This is a genomic window from Alteromonas confluentis, assembly GCF_001757105.1.
Lineage (GTDB): Bacteria > Pseudomonadota > Gammaproteobacteria > Enterobacterales > Alteromonadaceae > Alteromonas > Alteromonas confluentis.
Genome location: NZ_MDHN01000040.1, coordinates 163,263 through 178,852, shown reverse-complemented (window position 1 = coordinate 178,852; position 15,590 = coordinate 163,263). Strand labels below are relative to the sequence as shown.

At 46.3% G+C, this 15,590-nt stretch carries 16 protein-coding genes and 4 tRNA genes; 17 read left to right on the top strand and 3 right to left on the bottom strand.

Annotated elements, in window-relative coordinates; translation table 11 throughout:
- Positions 1–133 precede the first annotated feature (133 nt).
- The 14 genes from ruvA to BFC18_RS17655 all read left to right on the top strand — a co-directional run bounded on the left by ruvA (position 134) and on the right by BFC18_RS17655 (position 9,480).
- On the top strand, positions 134–751 hold the full coding sequence (ruvA, locus tag BFC18_RS17720; protein WP_070126879.1) for a Holliday junction branch migration protein RuvA: 618 nt from the start codon (positions 134–136) through the stop codon (positions 749–751).
- A gap of 12 nt (positions 752–763) precedes the next feature.
- The gene (gene ruvB / locus BFC18_RS17715) at positions 764–1,768 is read left to right on the top strand and encodes a Holliday junction branch migration DNA helicase RuvB (protein WP_070126878.1); all 1,005 of its coding nucleotides are present in this window, start codon (positions 764–766) and stop codon (positions 1,766–1,768) included.
- 435 nt (positions 1,769–2,203) lie between these two features.
- The gene (gene ybgC, locus BFC18_RS17710) at positions 2,204–2,608 is read left to right on the top strand and encodes a tol-pal system-associated acyl-CoA thioesterase (protein ID WP_070126877.1); all 405 of its coding nucleotides are present in this window, start codon (positions 2,204–2,206) and stop codon (positions 2,606–2,608) included.
- Positions 2,598–3,278, top strand: coding sequence for a protein TolQ (gene tolQ, locus BFC18_RS17705; RefSeq protein WP_070126876.1), 681 nt, complete (start codon positions 2,598–2,600; stop codon positions 3,276–3,278). Before ybgC ends, tolQ begins: the two co-directional genes overlap by 11 nt.
- Before the next feature lie 21 nt (positions 3,279–3,299).
- Entirely contained in the window at positions 3,300–3,722 is a 423-nt protein-coding gene (gene tolR / locus BFC18_RS17700; protein WP_070126875.1) for a protein TolR, read from the top strand.
- A 9-nt stretch (positions 3,723–3,731) separates the two neighbouring features.
- Positions 3,732–4,544, top strand: coding sequence for a cell envelope integrity protein TolA (gene tolA, locus BFC18_RS17695; protein WP_070126874.1), 813 nt, complete (start codon positions 3,732–3,734; stop codon positions 4,542–4,544).
- 5 nt (positions 4,545–4,549) lie between these two features.
- Positions 4,550–5,905, top strand: coding sequence for a Tol-Pal system beta propeller repeat protein TolB (tolB, locus tag BFC18_RS17690; RefSeq protein ID WP_070126873.1), 1,356 nt, complete (start codon positions 4,550–4,552; stop codon positions 5,903–5,905).
- A gap of 37 nt (positions 5,906–5,942) precedes the next feature.
- A complete protein-coding gene (gene pal / locus BFC18_RS17685) occupies positions 5,943–6,509 on the top strand; it encodes a peptidoglycan-associated lipoprotein Pal (RefSeq protein WP_070126872.1) in 567 nt (188 codons plus the stop codon).
- A gap of 11 nt (positions 6,510–6,520) precedes the next feature.
- The gene (ybgF, locus tag BFC18_RS17680) at positions 6,521–7,372 is read left to right on the top strand and encodes a tol-pal system protein YbgF (protein WP_425388399.1); all 852 of its coding nucleotides are present in this window, start codon (positions 6,521–6,523) and stop codon (positions 7,370–7,372) included.
- A 324-nt stretch (positions 7,373–7,696) separates the two neighbouring features.
- Positions 7,697–7,772: transfer RNA gene (locus BFC18_RS17675), tRNA-Lys, on the top strand.
- A 43-nt stretch (positions 7,773–7,815) separates the two neighbouring features.
- Positions 7,816–7,891, top strand: a tRNA-Lys gene (locus tag BFC18_RS17670).
- Between the two features lie 45 nt (positions 7,892–7,936).
- Positions 7,937–8,012 (top strand) — tRNA-Lys (locus BFC18_RS17665).
- A 214-nt stretch (positions 8,013–8,226) separates the two neighbouring features.
- Entirely contained in the window at positions 8,227–9,288 is a 1,062-nt protein-coding gene (gene nadA, locus BFC18_RS17660) for a quinolinate synthase NadA (protein WP_070126870.1), read from the top strand.
- A gap of 101 nt (positions 9,289–9,389) precedes the next feature.
- Positions 9,390–9,480 (top strand) — tRNA-Ser (locus tag BFC18_RS17655).
- A 102-nt stretch (positions 9,481–9,582) separates the two neighbouring features.
- On the opposite strand, the gene BFC18_RS17650 is transcribed toward BFC18_RS17655, so the two are convergent.
- The 3 genes from BFC18_RS17650 to BFC18_RS17640 form a co-directional block, all read right to left on the bottom strand.
- Positions 9,583–10,881: a sensor histidine kinase gene (locus BFC18_RS17650; protein WP_070126869.1), complete on the bottom strand. Its 1,299-nt coding sequence runs from the start codon at positions 10,879–10,881 to the stop codon at positions 9,583–9,585.
- Positions 10,882–10,894: 13 nt separating this feature from the next.
- The gene (locus tag BFC18_RS17645; protein ID WP_070126868.1) at positions 10,895–11,575 is read right to left on the bottom strand and encodes a response regulator transcription factor; all 681 of its coding nucleotides are present in this window, start codon (positions 11,573–11,575) and stop codon (positions 10,895–10,897) included.
- A 61-nt stretch (positions 11,576–11,636) separates the two neighbouring features.
- On the bottom strand, positions 11,637–11,939 hold the full coding sequence (locus tag BFC18_RS17640; RefSeq protein ID WP_070126867.1) for a PepSY domain-containing protein: 303 nt from the start codon (positions 11,937–11,939) through the stop codon (positions 11,637–11,639).
- A gap of 256 nt (positions 11,940–12,195) precedes the next feature.
- On the opposite strand from BFC18_RS17640, the gene BFC18_RS17635 reads away from it, so the two are divergent.
- The 3 genes from BFC18_RS17635 to BFC18_RS17625 all read left to right on the top strand — a co-directional run bounded on the left by BFC18_RS17635 (position 12,196) and on the right by BFC18_RS17625 (position 15,519).
- A complete protein-coding gene (locus BFC18_RS17635) occupies positions 12,196–12,864 on the top strand; it encodes a response regulator transcription factor (protein WP_070126866.1) in 669 nt (222 codons plus the stop codon).
- A complete protein-coding gene (locus BFC18_RS17630) occupies positions 12,854–14,071 on the top strand; it encodes a sensor histidine kinase (protein WP_083273167.1) in 1,218 nt (405 codons plus the stop codon). The genes BFC18_RS17635 and BFC18_RS17630 overlap by 11 nt, the downstream gene beginning before the upstream one ends.
- A gap of 140 nt (positions 14,072–14,211) precedes the next feature.
- A complete protein-coding gene (locus tag BFC18_RS17625; protein ID WP_070126864.1) occupies positions 14,212–15,519 on the top strand; it encodes a DUF5666 domain-containing protein in 1,308 nt (435 codons plus the stop codon).
- Positions 15,520–15,590: the final 71 nt, after the last annotated feature.

The following is a 15,590-nucleotide window of genomic DNA, read 5'->3' as shown; positions in this document are numbered from 1 at the left end:
GTCCCCGACAAGTGTCTCTGCGAGCCTTTCGCACCTGAAAAGGTAAGCATGACTATTTTTGCAGTTGCGCACGAATTGCCAGCAAAAATTAGACATGCACCGATATTCAGTAACTAATTTGGTTATCAAATAAATGATTGGAAGAATTGAAGGGCGATTATTAGAAAAACAGCCCCCGGAAGTATTAATCGATGTGAATGGTATTGGCTACGAGATTCAGATGCCTATGACCAGTTTTTATCAGCTGCCAGCAGTGGGTGAGAACGTTGCGGTTTATACTCATTTTGTGGTGCGCGAAGACGCACAGTTGCTGTTTGGCTTTGCCGATAAAATGGAGCGGGAGCTGTTCCGTGAACTGATTAAAGCCAATGGTGTGGGGCCGAAGTTGGGCCTTACCATTCTGTCTGGCATGTCTGCAGGACAATTCCTGATCAGTGTGCAGAACGAAGATGTGAGTGCACTGGTAAGCCTACCGGGCATTGGTAAGAAAACTGCCGAACGGCTGGTGGTTGAACTGAAAGACCGACTGGCGAAGTTCGGTAAGCAACAAACTGTTCCCATGCCCGTAGACGTTGACGCCAAATTCATGAACACCATCGTGCCGGTAAACGATGCCAGAGAAGAAGCGCAAAGTGCACTGATTGCCTTGGGGTATAAACCTGCTCAGGCCAGTAAGCTGGTTGAATCTGTGTATCAGGACGGTATGGGTAGCGAAAGTCTTATCCGCGAAGCTTTAAAAGCGGCACTTTAACGGAATTTTTTGATGATTGAAGCTGATAGACTGATAGCGCCTTCTGCTACTACAGAAGACGAAGTCATTGACCGCGCCATTCGGCCAAAAATGCTGTCTGACTACACCGGTCAGCCTCACGTGTGTGAGCAGATGGAAATTTTTATTCAGGCTGCCCGCAACCGCGAAGATGCGTTGGATCATCTGTTGATTTTTGGTCCGCCTGGGCTAGGTAAAACCACCCTGGCAAACATCGTGGCTAATGAGATGGGTGTGAACATCAAAACCACCTCCGGCCCGGTACTTGAAAAAGCGGGCGATTTAGCGGCACTGCTGACTAACCTAGAAAAGAACGATGTGTTGTTTATCGATGAAATACATCGCTTGAGTCCGGTAGTAGAAGAAATCCTTTATCCAGCCATGGAAGATTATCAGTTAGATATCATGATTGGCGAGGGGCCTGCGGCCCGTTCTATCAAGCTCGATTTACCGCCATTTACGCTGGTGGGAGCGACTACCCGGGCCGGTTCGTTGACATCACCACTGCGAGACCGCTTTGGTATTGTTCAGCGTCTTGAGTTTTACAACGTTAAAGATCTCACCACCATTATTCAGCGTAGCGCTAGCTATTTAAATTTAGACATGGACGAAGAGGGCGCTCAGGAAGTGGCTCGTCGCTCTCGTGGCACGCCACGTATTGCTAACCGCTTGTTACGTCGTGTACGAGATTATGCAGAAATTAAAGCGGATGGACAGGTGCATGCCGATGTCGCAGCAAAAGCCCTGGACATGCTCGATGTGGACAAAGAAGGTTTCGACTATATGGATCGAAAGCTGCTCACTGCCATTATTGACAAGTTTGATGGTGGTCCGGTAGGTCTGGATAACCTGGCTGCTGCAATTGGCGAAGAAAAAGAAACCATTGAGGACGTGATTGAGCCTTTCCTTATTCAGCAAGGTTTCCTACAGCGCACCCCACGGGGACGTATTGTTTCTCAACGGGCTTATTTACATTTCGGATTTGAACCTGAATCCTGATATCTCCACTATATAAAGGAAAGAACAGCTGTTTTTTCCTTTTTCTTTCTATTCATGTATCTTTCAGGCAGTTTTCAACAGGCATAAAAAAAGCCCGCTCAAAATGAACGGGCTAAAACAACAAGTGTTGAAGGAAATAAATCCAGGGAACTCATGTCAATCAGGAGAAAACTCGTGTGAAACGTCTTACAACTGTTTCACTCTGTTCGACAGATGACGCGCATTATAAAGCGTATTTTTACCCTGGCAATTGAGTAAAATTATATTTTTTAATTAGAAAAACTAATGTGTTAATTCGGTGTTATCAACATGGTTGTTATTCGCTGTTAACCTTGATTTATCGGCGATCTATCGCCGAAAATAGACCATTTGGTGGGTGCGAAACGTTGAATTATACTGTGACAGTTACATTACATTTTTATAGTGGAGTATTGCATGGCTACCCATACCCTGAAAGTCAGGGTTTACTATGAAGACACCGATGCCGGCGGCATCGTCTATTATGCCAATTATTTAAAGTTCATGGAGCGTGCGCGCACAGAGTGGTTGCGGGAGCTCGGCTATGAACAAGACAAGTTAATGGAACAATCCATAGCCTTTGTCGTCAAACGGGTTGAAATGCATAACCATGCGCCAGCCAGATTTAATCAATTGTTGAGTATTGAATCGCAAATTGTAGAATTGAAGGGCGCAAGCCTGACGTTCAGGCAACTAATAAAAGATCCGCATGACAAATTGATTGTTTCGGCGGACATAAAAATTGCATGTGTCGACCCTGTGGCAATGAAGCCACGGAAAGTACCAGCCACTTTATTAGGGGATTTATCCAGTGGAATCTGATTTAACATTTATCGGACTTTTTTTACAGGCCAGCTTTGTAGTACAGCTCATCATGTTATTGCTGTTGAGTGTTTCCATTGCTTCCTGGACATTTATCTTCCAGCGCACTAAAGCGCTAAATGCCGCAGACAAAGAGATGCGCCAGTTTGAAGACAAATTCTGGTCCGGTGCCGACCTCAACCGCCTTTATCAAGAATTGTCTGCCCGCTCAGATGTAAAAGGCATGGCCAATATTTTCTGTGCAGGATTTAAAGAGTTTGTGCGTTTACGCAAAGGAAGCACGCCTGTAAACGGCATTGTCGACGGTACATATCGTGCCATGCGTGTATCCATGTCACGTCAGGTAGAAGAATTGGAAAGCCGTTTACCGTTCCTCGCCACCGCGGGTTCCATCAGCCCTTACATCGGCCTGTTCGGCACGGTGTGGGGTATCATGAATGCCTTCATTGCCTTAGGCGAAGTGCAACAAGCTACACTGGCTATGGTTGCGCCGGGCATTGCAGAAGCGCTGATTGCTACCGCAATCGGTTTGTTTGCTGCTATTCCAGCCGTTATTGCCTACAACCGCTTCAGCCACAAAGTTGAAAAGCTTGAAAATAGCTATGGCAATTTTATGGAAGAGTTTTCTGCGATTCTGCAGCGCCAGGCCTCAACAGCGCAACCACAATAACTTTCGCACTGGAGAACGAGTATGTATACCCGTAAACGACGTCGTCCGGTATCCGAAATCAATGTGGTGCCTTACATCGACGTTATGTTGGTGCTGTTAATTATCTTTATGGTAACCGCACCGCTTATCTCGCAAGGCGTGAAAGTCGAACTGCCAAAAGCCAGTGCTCAGCCGATTGAACAGGAAGACACGCCGCCGCTCATTGCGTCAGTCGATGTGCAAGGCAATTATTATCTGAATATTGGTAACGATCAGGAAACCGCTTTAGGTACGCAAGAGCTTACCGCCCTTGTCGCTGAGAAATTAAAAGCTGAGCCGCAAACGCCCGTCGTGGTGAAAGGCGACGGTCAGGTAGCGTATAACGAAGTCATTCAGTTGATGGTGTTGCTGCAGCAGGCGGGCGTGCCGTCAGTTGGCCTGATGACCGATCCTGTAGACGAATAGTCATAAAGTATGCGTAAATTAAATTCTAATCAGCAAGCATTAGCTAAAGCCATTGGCGTTCATGTGGCGATTGCTGTAGTGTTGCTAATTAGCGTCAGTTTTTCTCCTGAGCCTTTCGAGCCGGTGAGCAACAGTGATGCGCCTGTCATACAGGCGACCTTCATTGATGCTCAAGCAATAGCCGACAAGAAGAAAGCCGAGGAAGCTGCTGCAGCGAAAGCCCAGGCTGAAGCGAACGAGCGCCAGCGCAAAGCACGTGAAGCCGCTGCGGCGGAGAAGAAGCGTAAGGCTGACGCGGCTGCTCGACAGGCAGCAGAGAAAAAGGCGGCGGACAAAAAACGCCGGGAAGAAGCTGAACGTAAAAAGCAGCAAGAACTGAAACAGCTAGCCGCACAAAAAGAGAAAGATCGTAAGGCCAGAGAAGCCCGTGAAAAGGCTGAAGCCGAGCGAAAAGCAAAAGAAGCGGCTGAAAAAGCAGAACAGGACAGGATCTTGCAAGAGCAGCTTAAAGCGGAACAAGCCGCGCAGGCTCAGCGTCGTAGGAAGCAGGTGATGAGTGAGGTCGATCGTTATCGCGCGCTAATTACCGCAACCGTACAACGATTCCTGATTGCGGATGACAGCTTTAAAGGAAAAGAGTGTAAATTAAATATTCGCCTCGCAACTTCGGGTTATGTTACCCAGGTCACTCGTCGGGGCGGTAATGACGCACTTTGCCGTGCAGCAGAAACAGCCGTTCGTCGGCCGGATAAATTGCCAGTATCTGATGATCCGGCTGTATACGAACAAATAAGAGATATAAACATAACGGTGAGACTGTAGTGACGATGAGAAATATCAGGATGTTATTAGGTCTGGTTCTACTGAGCATCAGTGGCCTGGCCAACGCTTCATTAGAAATTGTGATCACCGAAGGGGTAGACAGTGCGCGTCCTATTGGCGTAGTGCCGTTCAAGTGGGGTGGTCCCGGTCAGATGCCGGAGAACATTTCAGATGTGGTTACCGCGGATTTAACCCGCAGTGGTAAATTTAATCCTATTGCACGGGCAAAAATGCCTCAGCAACCTACGACCGACAAACAGGTTAATTACAATGCCTGGGCCAAAGCGGGCGTCGATACTATTTTAGTGGGTACCATTACCCCGGAAGGCACAGACAAGTATCGTGTGTCATACGAACTGATCGACGTGTTACGAGGCCAGGTAACGGGGGGTAAATCTCAGGGCATGAGCAACGGTAAACTGGCAAACAGTGCCGACCATGTTATCGATAGTCGTCAGGCTGTGATCAGTTCGGCAGATTTTCGCCAATACGCTCACCGCATCAGCGATGTGGTGTATGAGAAACTTACCGGTGAACGTGGTGCCTTCCTGACTCGCTTGGCTTATGTTGTTGTGCGTGATCGCAAAACCAATAAATTGCCCTACCAGTTGGTTATTTCAGACTACGATGGTGAGAACGAAACGCGCTTGTTGTCGTCACCAGAGCCATTGATGTCGCCGGCATGGTCGCCAGACGGAGAAAAGCTGGCTTATGTGAGCTTCGAGAACAAACGTCCGCAGATTATCATTCAGGATATTTACACCATGAAACGGACCACGATGACGGATTTCCCCGGCATCAACGGGAGCCCGGTATTTTCACCCGATGGCAAGAGTTTGGCCATGGTGTTATCGAAAGACGGAAATCCTGAAATCTATGTTATGGATATTGCAACGAAAAATCTGCGCAGAATCACCCGTAACCGCGCTATCGACACTGAGCCAGGTTGGTTACCAGACGGTAGTGGGTTAATTTTTAGCTCGGAACGGGGTGGTAAACCTCAGATTTATAGCGTAAATTTATCTTCCCGGAAGGTAAGACGCCTTACATTTGAAGGCGAGCAGAATCTTGGCGGTACCATCACACCTGATGGCAGGCAGATGGTTTTGGTGAATCGCACCCGTGGTGATTACCATATCGCTAAACTTGGATTGGAAAATGGCGGTATACAGGTACTGACGAAAACCTTTTTGGATGAGTCTCCGAGTATTGCCCCGAATGGAAGCATGATTATTTACAGTACCCTTCATGAGGGCACTCAGGTACTATCTTTAGTGTCACTGGATGGGCGCTTTAAAGCCAGGTTACCAGCCACAAATGGACAAGTGAAGTCGCCGAGTTGGTCACCATTTTTGTTATAAAACAGATAAACATAAATAAAATATAAGGATTAAGAGGATGCAAATGAACAAAGTAATGAAAAGCTTCATTATTGCCTTACCGGTGGTGACTATGATGGCTTGTTCTTCAGGCCCTTCTGAGGAAGAGTTAGCCGCAGAGCGTAACCGTGTTGCGCAAGAACAAGCAGAAGCAGAGCGCCAAGCTCGTGAAGCAGAAGCTGAACGTGTACAGGCTGAAGCTGCTCAGCGCGTTGAACGTATGAAAGAAATTGTTGAAGAGCAGAAAGCTGCACTGAAACAAGAGCAAACGGTTTACTTCGATTTCGACCGTTCAACGATTAAAGCGGAATTCCAAACTCTGTTAGATAAGCACGCTGAGTTCCTGGTACAAAATCCAGATCAAAACGTGGTTATCGAAGGTCACACTGACCAACGTGGTACACCAGAATACAACATTGCACTGGGCGAGCGTCGTGCACAGGCAGTTGAAACGTATCTGATGAATGCTGGTGTAAGCAGCAGCCAGATCTCAACCGTTTCTTACGGTGAAGAGAAGCCAGCAGTTATGGGTTCTACCGAATACGCGATGGCACAAAATCGTCGTGGTATCGTTGTTTACCAATAAGGGCTTAAGCTTTGGTTAAACCAATGATTCAGGGCGTCACCTTGTGTGCCGCCCTTTGTATTTCAGCAGTGGCACAGGCGCAAGCTCCGGTCTACGACCTTGGCAATTCGCCTCAGGCATCCTCAGCGTCTTCTGGCGCGCCGTCTAGCACACTGGAACAGCGTATTACTGTTCTTGAGCGGATGGTCGACAGCCGTACGCAAATGCAACATCGCTTACAGCAGCAAATCGACACCATGCAAGGTGAAATTGATGAGCTGCGTGGTACGGTTGAAGTACACACTAATCAGCTAGAAAAAGTACTCGAGCGCCAGCGTGAGTTATATCTAGAGATTGATAAGCGAGTTGAAGCATTGAAGCAAGCGGGGATTGGCGCCGCGTCGTCAGCAGATCCTCAGGCTGCTTACACGCCGCCAGCGACACCAGCCGCTTCACGTCCTACGCAGAGTCAGCCCGCAGCAAGCACAAGTTCTGCTGCGAGGAACGATCAAAGCGACAGTGACGCTTACGAGGCTGCTGTGAATCTTATTCTCAAATCGGGTGAGTATGACAGGGCAATCGCGTCGTTACAGTCGTTCCTGAGCGATTATCCTGATAGCTCATACGTCCCTAATGCGCATTACTGGCTCGGGCAGATTTTGTTCCGTGAACAGCAGTGGGACGCCGCTTATGAGCAGTTTGATACTGTCGTTAATCAGTACAGCGACTCAGCTAAGCGTCCAGATGCGATTTTTAAGCTGGGTATGATTGCGGAAAGACAGGGTAATGCAAATAAAGCCCGTTCGTTATTCGAACAGGTGATCAAGGAATATCCTGATTCCGCCGCAACGAAACTTGCACAATCACGTATGTCAGGCGTTTAACGTTTTTAAAAACCTCCTCCGGGAGGTTTTTTTATTTTCGTGTCTCTACATTTCTCATGATTTATTTTTACCTTATCGTTTTTTATCGATAAAGGATGTCTTTTTCACACTTCCTTTGTACTAATTGTAACCAGTGGAAATATCGACTATTCATAATAACTTGCGGGAATTAGCAGGTTTACTGAACGATTTGATTTCATTTTGAGCGTTTGAACGGGAAAGGGCAGAAAAACACAAATAAATGCGTATTTTGGGTTGCGCTGCCTCAGAATATGAGTATTATATGCCGCCGTTGCCACAGAGTGGTGACAAAGAAAAGCGAATGGGTCGTTAGCTCAGTTGGTAGAGCAGTTGACTTTTAATCAATTGGTCGCTGGTTCGAATCCAGCACGACCCACCATTCATTTAAAATGAATAATTCGCCTTTCACGCAATCAAAAGATGGGTCGTTAGCTCAGTTGGTAGAGCAGTTGACTTTTAATCAATTGGTCGCTGGTTCGAATCCAGCACGACCCACCATCTTATCCAGTCGGAAAGACATCTTTTATATTGCAATCAAATGATGGGTCGTTAGCTCAGTTGGTAGAGCAGTTGACTTTTAATCAATTGGTCGCTGGTTCGAATCCAGCACGACCCACCATCTCTCCTTGATTGCACACTCACTCAGAAATATCCTAATAAGCACACGCTCTCTTTCATTCCAAGCTGAATAGTCATTACTTTACTTTCAAGCCACGTTATTCTTTCGTCTGATAATCCGCGATAACCTTATATTCGTAGCTTATCAGTATGTAATTTTTATGACAGTCGGGTATAATCCGTCGCCCTATTGTCCATAATTCAGGCTACTTGTTATGTCTATTGCTTTCAGAGTCGATCAAGTTGATTATCCGTTCCCAGCAAAGCCTGCGCCGTTAAGCGCAGAACGCAAAGCTGAACTTAAAGAACAGATCAAACAACTGCTCAAAGATCGTAACGCTGTTCTGGTGGCACATTACTATACTGATCCCGAAATTCAGGCACTGGCAGAAGAAACCGGTGGTTGTGTGGCTGACTCGCTGGAGATGGCGCGCTTTGGTCGAGATGCCGAAGCCGACACCCTCATTGTTGCCGGCGTGCGCTTTATGGGCGAAACCTCAAAAATTCTCAGCCCTGAGAAAACGGTGCTAATGCCCAATCTGGAAGCTACTTGCTCTTTGGATTTAGGTTGTCCAATTGAAGAATTCAGCGCATTTTGTGATGCCCATCCTGATCACACCGTGGTGGTGTATGCCAATACCTCGGCGGCAGTAAAAGCGCGCGCAGACTGGGTAGTGACTTCCAGTATTGCGCTTGAAATTGTTGAACACTTGGACGAGCAGGGCAAACCCATTATCTGGGGGCCTGACCGTCACTTAGGTTCATACATTGCTAATAAGACTGGCGCTGAAATGTTGATGTGGCAGGGCGAATGTATCGTGCACGATGAGTTTTCGGCACAGAAGCTTAACGATATGAAAGCACTGTATCCTGATGCGGCAATTCTGGTGCATCCTGAGTCTCCGGCAAGTGTGGTAGACCTGGCAGATGCTGTTGGCTCTACCAGCCAGCTTATCAAGGCTGCTGAAGATATGCCGAATCAAACCTTCATTGTGGCCACAGACAAAGGCATTTTTTACAAGATGCAGCAACTAATGCCACAAAAGACGTTTATTGAAGCCCCAACGGCCGGTAACGGCGCAACCTGTAAAAGTTGTGCTCATTGCCCGTGGATGGCAATGAACGGCTTACAGGCCATCTACAACAGCCTAACGGAAGGCGTAAACGATCACGAAATTCATGTAGACCCGGCTCTACGTGAAAAAGCGCTCATTCCACTGGATCGCATGTTGAACTTCTCTGCAGAATTAAAACGTAAACAAGCCGTAAGTGCTTAATTATAAAGCAGTCGGCGAATTTTTACTGACTTTTGCTTGATTCAGCGACGGAGTTTCCCTACTATACGCGCGCTCGACGATAAACCGTCGACACACAATTTGGAGAGATGGCTGAGTGGCTGAAGGCGCACGCCTGGAAAGTGTGTATACGTTAATAGCGTATCGAGGGTTCGAATCCCTCTCTCTCCGCCAGATTTGATGAAGCCCCGCTTATGCGGGGCTTTGTTGTTTCTGAGGCTCTATCTAATTAGGTTTTAATGCAATTCCTACTACAGGCAATGGCGTAGCTCTTGCCTAATCAACCCGTCGTATGTCGAAAGTGAGTGAAACCGACATGCCTGGTTTTAATCGCTGTAGGGAAATTTTGGCATTATGCAAATTGGCTATGGCATTAACGATGCTCAGCCCCAATCCACTTCCCGATGTACTTCTACTTCGGTCGCCGCGATAGAATGGTTTGAATAACAATGCAGAGTCTTCAGCTGAAATTCCTACGCCATTATCTGTTACGCTTAATATTGCCTGTCTCTCTGATATAGGTTCAAGGCTAAGTGTGAGGGTGGTGCCTGGCCCACTATGTTTAATCGCATTTTCCAAAAGGTTCACGATCAGTTGAGTCAGTAATCGCTTATTTCCAGAGACAACAACATTACCACTCGCATTGAGTAATAATTGTTGGTCGTTCTCTTCTGCTAAAGGGAGATAGATCTCGTAAATTGACTCCACCACATTATTTAGACACACCTTAGAAAAGTCTTGTTGGGTTGTTCCTGACTCGAGTTCTGCCAACTGCAACATAGCAGTAAAAGTCTGTAGGGTTTCATCGAGCATCGCTAGGGCATGCTTCGCATCTTCTGGTGTTGGAGCGTTGTTATGTGACATTGCCTCCAATTGCTGTCTCACCCTTGTCAGCGGCGTTCTGAGATCATGAGCAATGCTGTTGGTTACATGTCGAATCTCGTGCACCAAAGACTCTATGCGCTCTAGCATGGCGTTAATGGTTTCAGCAAGCTGATCAAAGTCATCGTTTGCCTTCGAAACAGGCAGGCGCATTGATAATGAGTGGCGGCCAATTGCTTTACTGGTTTGCGTTACTTCATCAACACGTCTGAGAAACCGGCGGGTGATGAGTAATGCACCTGCCACACTAAACAGCAGTGTAAAAAACAGAAATGTGAGGACATTGTTTCTGAGCACCGTTTTTAATTCTTCGATATTCTCCAGTGGTTCAGCAACATAAAGCGTATAGCCATCCTGCAAGGGTTTTACACTTATCAGTAATGCGGGAGCATCATGAGTTTGCAGCCAGCCGGCGGTTTCATTTACCGCTATTTCTTGGTCAAAAAGTACCCGTCCGTGACTATCTTTCAGCGCATAGAGCAAATCGTTGCCATCATGGAGTTCAACCCTTTCGCGGATGTCGTGTAAAAGCTCCTGAAGCCCATCTTGCCGGTAATCTACGAGTAGCCTGTTTTCTTCTTGGATAATGTTAGTGCGAACTTGCTCTTCCAGAGATGTTTGCAAACGATAAAAAATGAGAACGGCGAGTAGAAGAGTGGATAAACTGAAGCAGGATGCATAAACCAGCATCATCCTGAATCCGGCGCTATGAATGATTCGGTTCATCGAGTACATACCCAGCTCCACGTACCGTCGTTAAAAAATCGGGCTCGTCATTACCATTCAGCTTGGTACGAAGGCGACTGATGTGGGTTTCGACAATATTCGTTTTCGGGTCAAAATGAAAATCCCAAACCGATTCAAGTAACATGGTACGGGTAACCACCTGACCTTTATGGCGAAGTAAGAACTCAAGTAAACGAAATTCCGTTGGTTGGAGTTTAATTTCCCTATTGCCTCGCAAGATTATCCGCTTTAGAAGATCCATGGTTAAATCGCCACACTGTAAGCTGTGATCGACCTTTATTGCTGCGGGCCTGCGCAGCAAAGATCCAATACGGGCATAAAGTTCTGCGAACGCGAACGGTTTTACCAGATAATCGTCGGCAACTTTAAGGCCTTCGACTCTGTCATTTATTCCACCGAGTGCCGTTAGGAAAAGTGCTGGGCTTTGCACGCCCGCAGTACGAAGGCTTTTTAATAAAGAAAGGCCATCAAGCCCAGGCAGCATTCGATCTAGAATGAGAATATCGTAGTTTTCTTGAATGCTCAGCAGTAAGGCTTGTTGGCCCTCCGAGGCGTGATCAACGACATGCCCGTGTTCAAGTAATCCCTTAACAACAAACGCCGCTGTGGTTTCATCATCTTCGGCGAGTAAAATACGCATTATTGCTCCACGAATGAAAGGAAAAACGCGGGCTGAAAGCCCGCCGGTTCAATTTCAGAAATCAGTCGTCGTAATCTTCACGTACACCGGTTACTTCTCCACTTTTGGCATCGACACGAACATCAAACACTTTGTTGTCTTTCACCACCGTAACTTCGTATGCGGGTGTGAAGCTATCATCGTCGATACCTGCCTCAAACGCCTTGCCACCTTGTTCGCTTTCAGCGGCAGCTATGGCTTGGCTCAGGGTAATTTGGGCTTCATTAAACGCTCTGACATCACTGTAGTCTGCCCAGGCTGCTGTACCAGCAGATAAGATCATAATACCACTTGCGGCGATACAACTTTTTACTAATTTATTCATAGGTTTCTCCTGTAAAATGGCGCAGAATTGCGTCAGCACCTTTACATTGCCACAGTGCTCATTACCCCAGACATTCTGAAACTATACAGTTTTGTATAGAAAAGAGAGTGATCCGTTTTATATGGAGTAGATGCCTCTGTTACTTCACGTTTCTTTCACACTCGTTCTGCTCAAATAGCGCGATTGGGAATGCGAACATTTTATTGGTTGCAGGCAAACATAGGCATTTTTAGCGGGTAAAGACAGGAGTGAATGGATGAAAATACTCATTGTTGAAGACAACTTACAAGTGATGGAAACCTTGTGTGATTATCTCATGCTGGATGGCCACATCGTTGAATGTGCATATGATGGCAAGGCGGCGTTAAGCCTGCTGGGCGCTGTACGTTTTGATGTGATCATTATGGACATCATGATGCCCCGCTTAAATGGAATAGAAACGGTAGCCGCGATTCGTCAAACGTTGCATCTTTCCACTCCGATCCTTTTCTTAACTGCAAAAGATGCGATTTCCGATAAATTAGATGCCTTTAATGCAGGCGGTGATGACTATCTTGTAAAGCCTTTTGATATGAAAGAGCTTGAGTTAAGAGTAACAGCACTGTCTAAACGTGGAGAGCGCATAGATGTGACGCCTATCCGTGTTGGGGAGTTAAGTTTTATTGCCCACAAAGACCATTTTACTTACGCCGAATCAATATTAAAACTGAGTCCTAAGCAGCATCTTATTTTAAAGGAACTGATAACTGCATACCCCGCAACAGTAAGTCGTGAGCGCATGACCGAAGCCCTATGGGGCGATGAAAGCCCAGATAGCGATGCACTTCGGAGCCATGTTTACAGCCTGAGAAGTCATCTCAAAAAAGTCGCAGGTAAGGATCTACTCGGCACTGCTTACGGCAAAGGATTCAATCTTGTCCTCTAGTCATATTCCGCGTTTGGCGAAAAAATTATATTGGGTGTTAGGGGGAGTGGCTTCAGTATTCATCTTCCTCATTTGGTTTGTGCCCATTTTTGTTGAAGACCAAATGGAGGTCATAAGTCTGCATCACTGGTTAGAAACGGAGTCTCAGCGATATGCAAATAGCGTTGAAAGTGGGGAAGAGATTGCGTATCCGAATCCGTTGGAGTTTGAAATTTACTGGCAAAACAAACCAAAGCCCAATTGGTTAGACGCATTTTCTTCGCCAGGATTCTACGAAATGGAAGAGTTCGATAATGATAGGCATTTTGTGGTAGCGCAAATGCCTGGCCGCGATGAGCTTTACTATATCGTGTTTAAAGATGAAGCGGATGACTACCTTGATGAATATGAAGACAAATTGCAGGTGTTTATTACGCTCGCAGTACTCATATTACTGTTTACTGTGATTGTGCTGAGTGTTTATCTCGCCCGTTATTTTGCGCGCCCTTTGGAGAGAATGGCTGCAAAAGTAAAGTATATGGAGCCACAACAGCCAGATTTTCAGGTTGATACCACGTTTTACGAAATCGCTTCTATAGAAAAGACGATGCTAGCTTGTAAGCAAAGAATCAATAACTATTTCGAACGAGAGCAGGATTTCAGCCGGTTTTCTTCCCATGAAATTCGCACGCCGTTAATGGTAATGCAAGGTTCTGCGCAGTTGCTGGAAAAAGTGCCCAACCAATCACCACTGCAACTCAAAGCCATTCAACGTATTTTAACCGCCTGTGATGATGTCAGTTTGCTGACCGATACTTTTCTGTTACTGGGCAAAGAAACGATTGAAGCGCAGTTTTTCGAAGATATAGTGCTTGCATCGGTATTGTATGAACAAATCGACGTGGTTACCCGTGTCCTACAGGGGGAGCGGCCAGAGTGCAATATACAAATTAACAGCGATTCGGTGGTGCGGGCCCCCCGTAGTTTTTTGGTGATTGCATTCAGAAACATCATTAAAAATGCGCTTTCCTATGCGCATAGCAAGGTTCAGATCACGTTAGATTCGCACAGGCTTGTGGTAGAGAACGATTTTGAGCAGAGCGAATGTCAGAAAGGATATGGGTATGGCTTGGTGATTCTTGAAAGAATTGGCGCAAAGCTCGAATGGTCGTTGACCATCGAACAGTTGCCAGCAGGCTATCGCGTATCAATCACATTCCCTGACTAACATGTCCTCCCGGTTTTTGATGCCCAAGCAATAAAACCATCCTTTTCGTCCAAAAATGAATTGACCTTCACGTTTGCTTCACACCCGAAGAATTATCCTGCGTCATGACTACTTTTAAATAATCGTGATAAGGACTTTTCATGCAATTTCGTAAAACTTTGATAATGGCTGCTTTAGCTTCAACATTGATGGCCTGTGGCTCTAGTAGTGATTCCAGTGACAGTAATCAAACGCCCAATACTGACAACAGTAATTCTGGCAGCGACCAGACTCTCACGTCTATTCCAGACACTGTTATCGGTAAAATAGCCAGTGCGACGACAAATAGTATTTCGGTGAACAGCTACGAAGTTTCTACGGCGAGTGTTGAGACGACCTATCAGGGCGAAGTGATAGACGCTTCCGTCTTAATTGAAGGTATGCCGGTAACGGTTTTTAGTACAGATGATGTTGTTACCGAAATTGCAATCGACCCCGATGTGGCTGGTGAAGTAACGGCAATCAGTACCGATTCGATTACTGTTGCAGGGGAAACTTACACCTATTCCGGTAACGATGTCGCCGTGGGTGATTACGTGTTTTTGGTACTGGAAAATAGCAGCGTGGTAGCCCTTACCGATACAGGGGCGGGTATGGTACCGCTATGGACAGAAATAGAAGGCTTCATTGCAAGTTTGGACAGCACGGAACAACAGCTTGTCGTTAATGGCGTAACCGTTGATTACAGCACGGCACGCATTGAAGATGGTGAGATTGCGATCAACAGCTATGTTGAAATAGTCGGTACATACGCTGACGGCGTATTGGTAGCCACCGAGATTGAGATCGAAAGAGATAGCAATACCGGAGAAGTCGAAACTGGCGGAGTTATTACCTGGGTTAATGAAACTTATACCGCATTTGAACTGAGTAATTTGTATACCTTCGAGATATTGTCTTCAACACGCATTGAAGACGGTGTAGCAGCCGATTTACAGGTAGGGGGTTACGCAGAAGCGACTACCGTTGATGGTGTATTGACTGAATTAGATCTTGAGGGCACGGGCACCAATTCAAGTACACCAGAAGAAGGCGTTTCAGGTAGCACTATCCCTGCGAACTTCTCGGTTTCTGGCGTGATGGATTACAGCAATAATCTACTCACTTTTAACGGCTATACCTTTGTTATAGACAGTAATACGCGCTTTGATGATTATCTAACGCTGGAAACGCTTGCTGGCGCATCGTTGGAACTTGAAGGCGTGGTAAGAAATGGCAGTTATGTTGTGCGCGAAGTGGAATTAATGGATAACGATGCTGAACTTGATATTGAAGGTCAGGTTACCGACGGCACGCTATGGGGTTACACAATTACAGATGCTAGTTTAAGTGCCTATGAAGGTCTGTGGATTGATGTAGAGTGTTATTTTGACGGCAATACAATAAGCAATTGTGCGCTTGACGACTAAACGCATTGAGTAAGGTAATAAAACGAAACCGCCATTCAGGCGGTTTTGTTTTTTATAGTTAAAAGTGTAAG

Excerpts from the sequence above, each read along its gene's own strand:
- BFC18_RS17635 (WP_070126866.1), top strand. The coding sequence starts at position 12,196 with ATGAAAATACTCATTGTTGAAGACAACTTACAAGTGATGGAAACCTTG.
- tolA (WP_070126874.1), top strand. The coding sequence starts at position 3,732 with ATGCGTAAATTAAATTCTAATCAGCAAGCATTAGCTAAAGCCATTGGC.
- ybgC (WP_070126877.1), top strand. The coding sequence starts at position 2,204 with ATGGCTACCCATACCCTGAAAGTCAGGGTTTACTATGAAGACACCGAT.
- BFC18_RS17625 (WP_070126864.1), top strand. The coding sequence starts at position 14,212 with ATGCAATTTCGTAAAACTTTGATAATGGCTGCTTTAGCTTCAACATTG.
- pal (WP_070126872.1), top strand. The coding sequence starts at position 5,943 with ATGCAAATGAACAAAGTAATGAAAAGCTTCATTATTGCCTTACCGGTG.
- tolR (WP_070126875.1), top strand. The coding sequence starts at position 3,300 with ATGTATACCCGTAAACGACGTCGTCCGGTATCCGAAATCAATGTGGTG.
- nadA (WP_070126870.1), top strand. The coding sequence starts at position 8,227 with ATGTCTATTGCTTTCAGAGTCGATCAAGTTGATTATCCGTTCCCAGCA.
- BFC18_RS17640 (WP_070126867.1), bottom strand. The coding sequence starts at position 11,939 with ATGAATAAATTAGTAAAAAGTTGTATCGCCGCAAGTGGTATTATGATC.
- BFC18_RS17650 (WP_070126869.1), bottom strand. The coding sequence starts at position 10,881 with ATGATGCTGGTTTATGCATCCTGCTTCAGTTTATCCACTCTTCTACTC.
- BFC18_RS17645 (WP_070126868.1), bottom strand. The coding sequence starts at position 11,575 with ATGCGTATTTTACTCGCCGAAGATGATGAAACCACAGCGGCGTTTGTT.
- ruvA (WP_070126879.1), top strand. The coding sequence starts at position 134 with ATGATTGGAAGAATTGAAGGGCGATTATTAGAAAAACAGCCCCCGGAA.
- ruvB (WP_070126878.1), top strand. The coding sequence starts at position 764 with ATGATTGAAGCTGATAGACTGATAGCGCCTTCTGCTACTACAGAAGAC.
- tolB (WP_070126873.1), top strand. The coding sequence starts at position 4,550 with ATGAGAAATATCAGGATGTTATTAGGTCTGGTTCTACTGAGCATCAGT.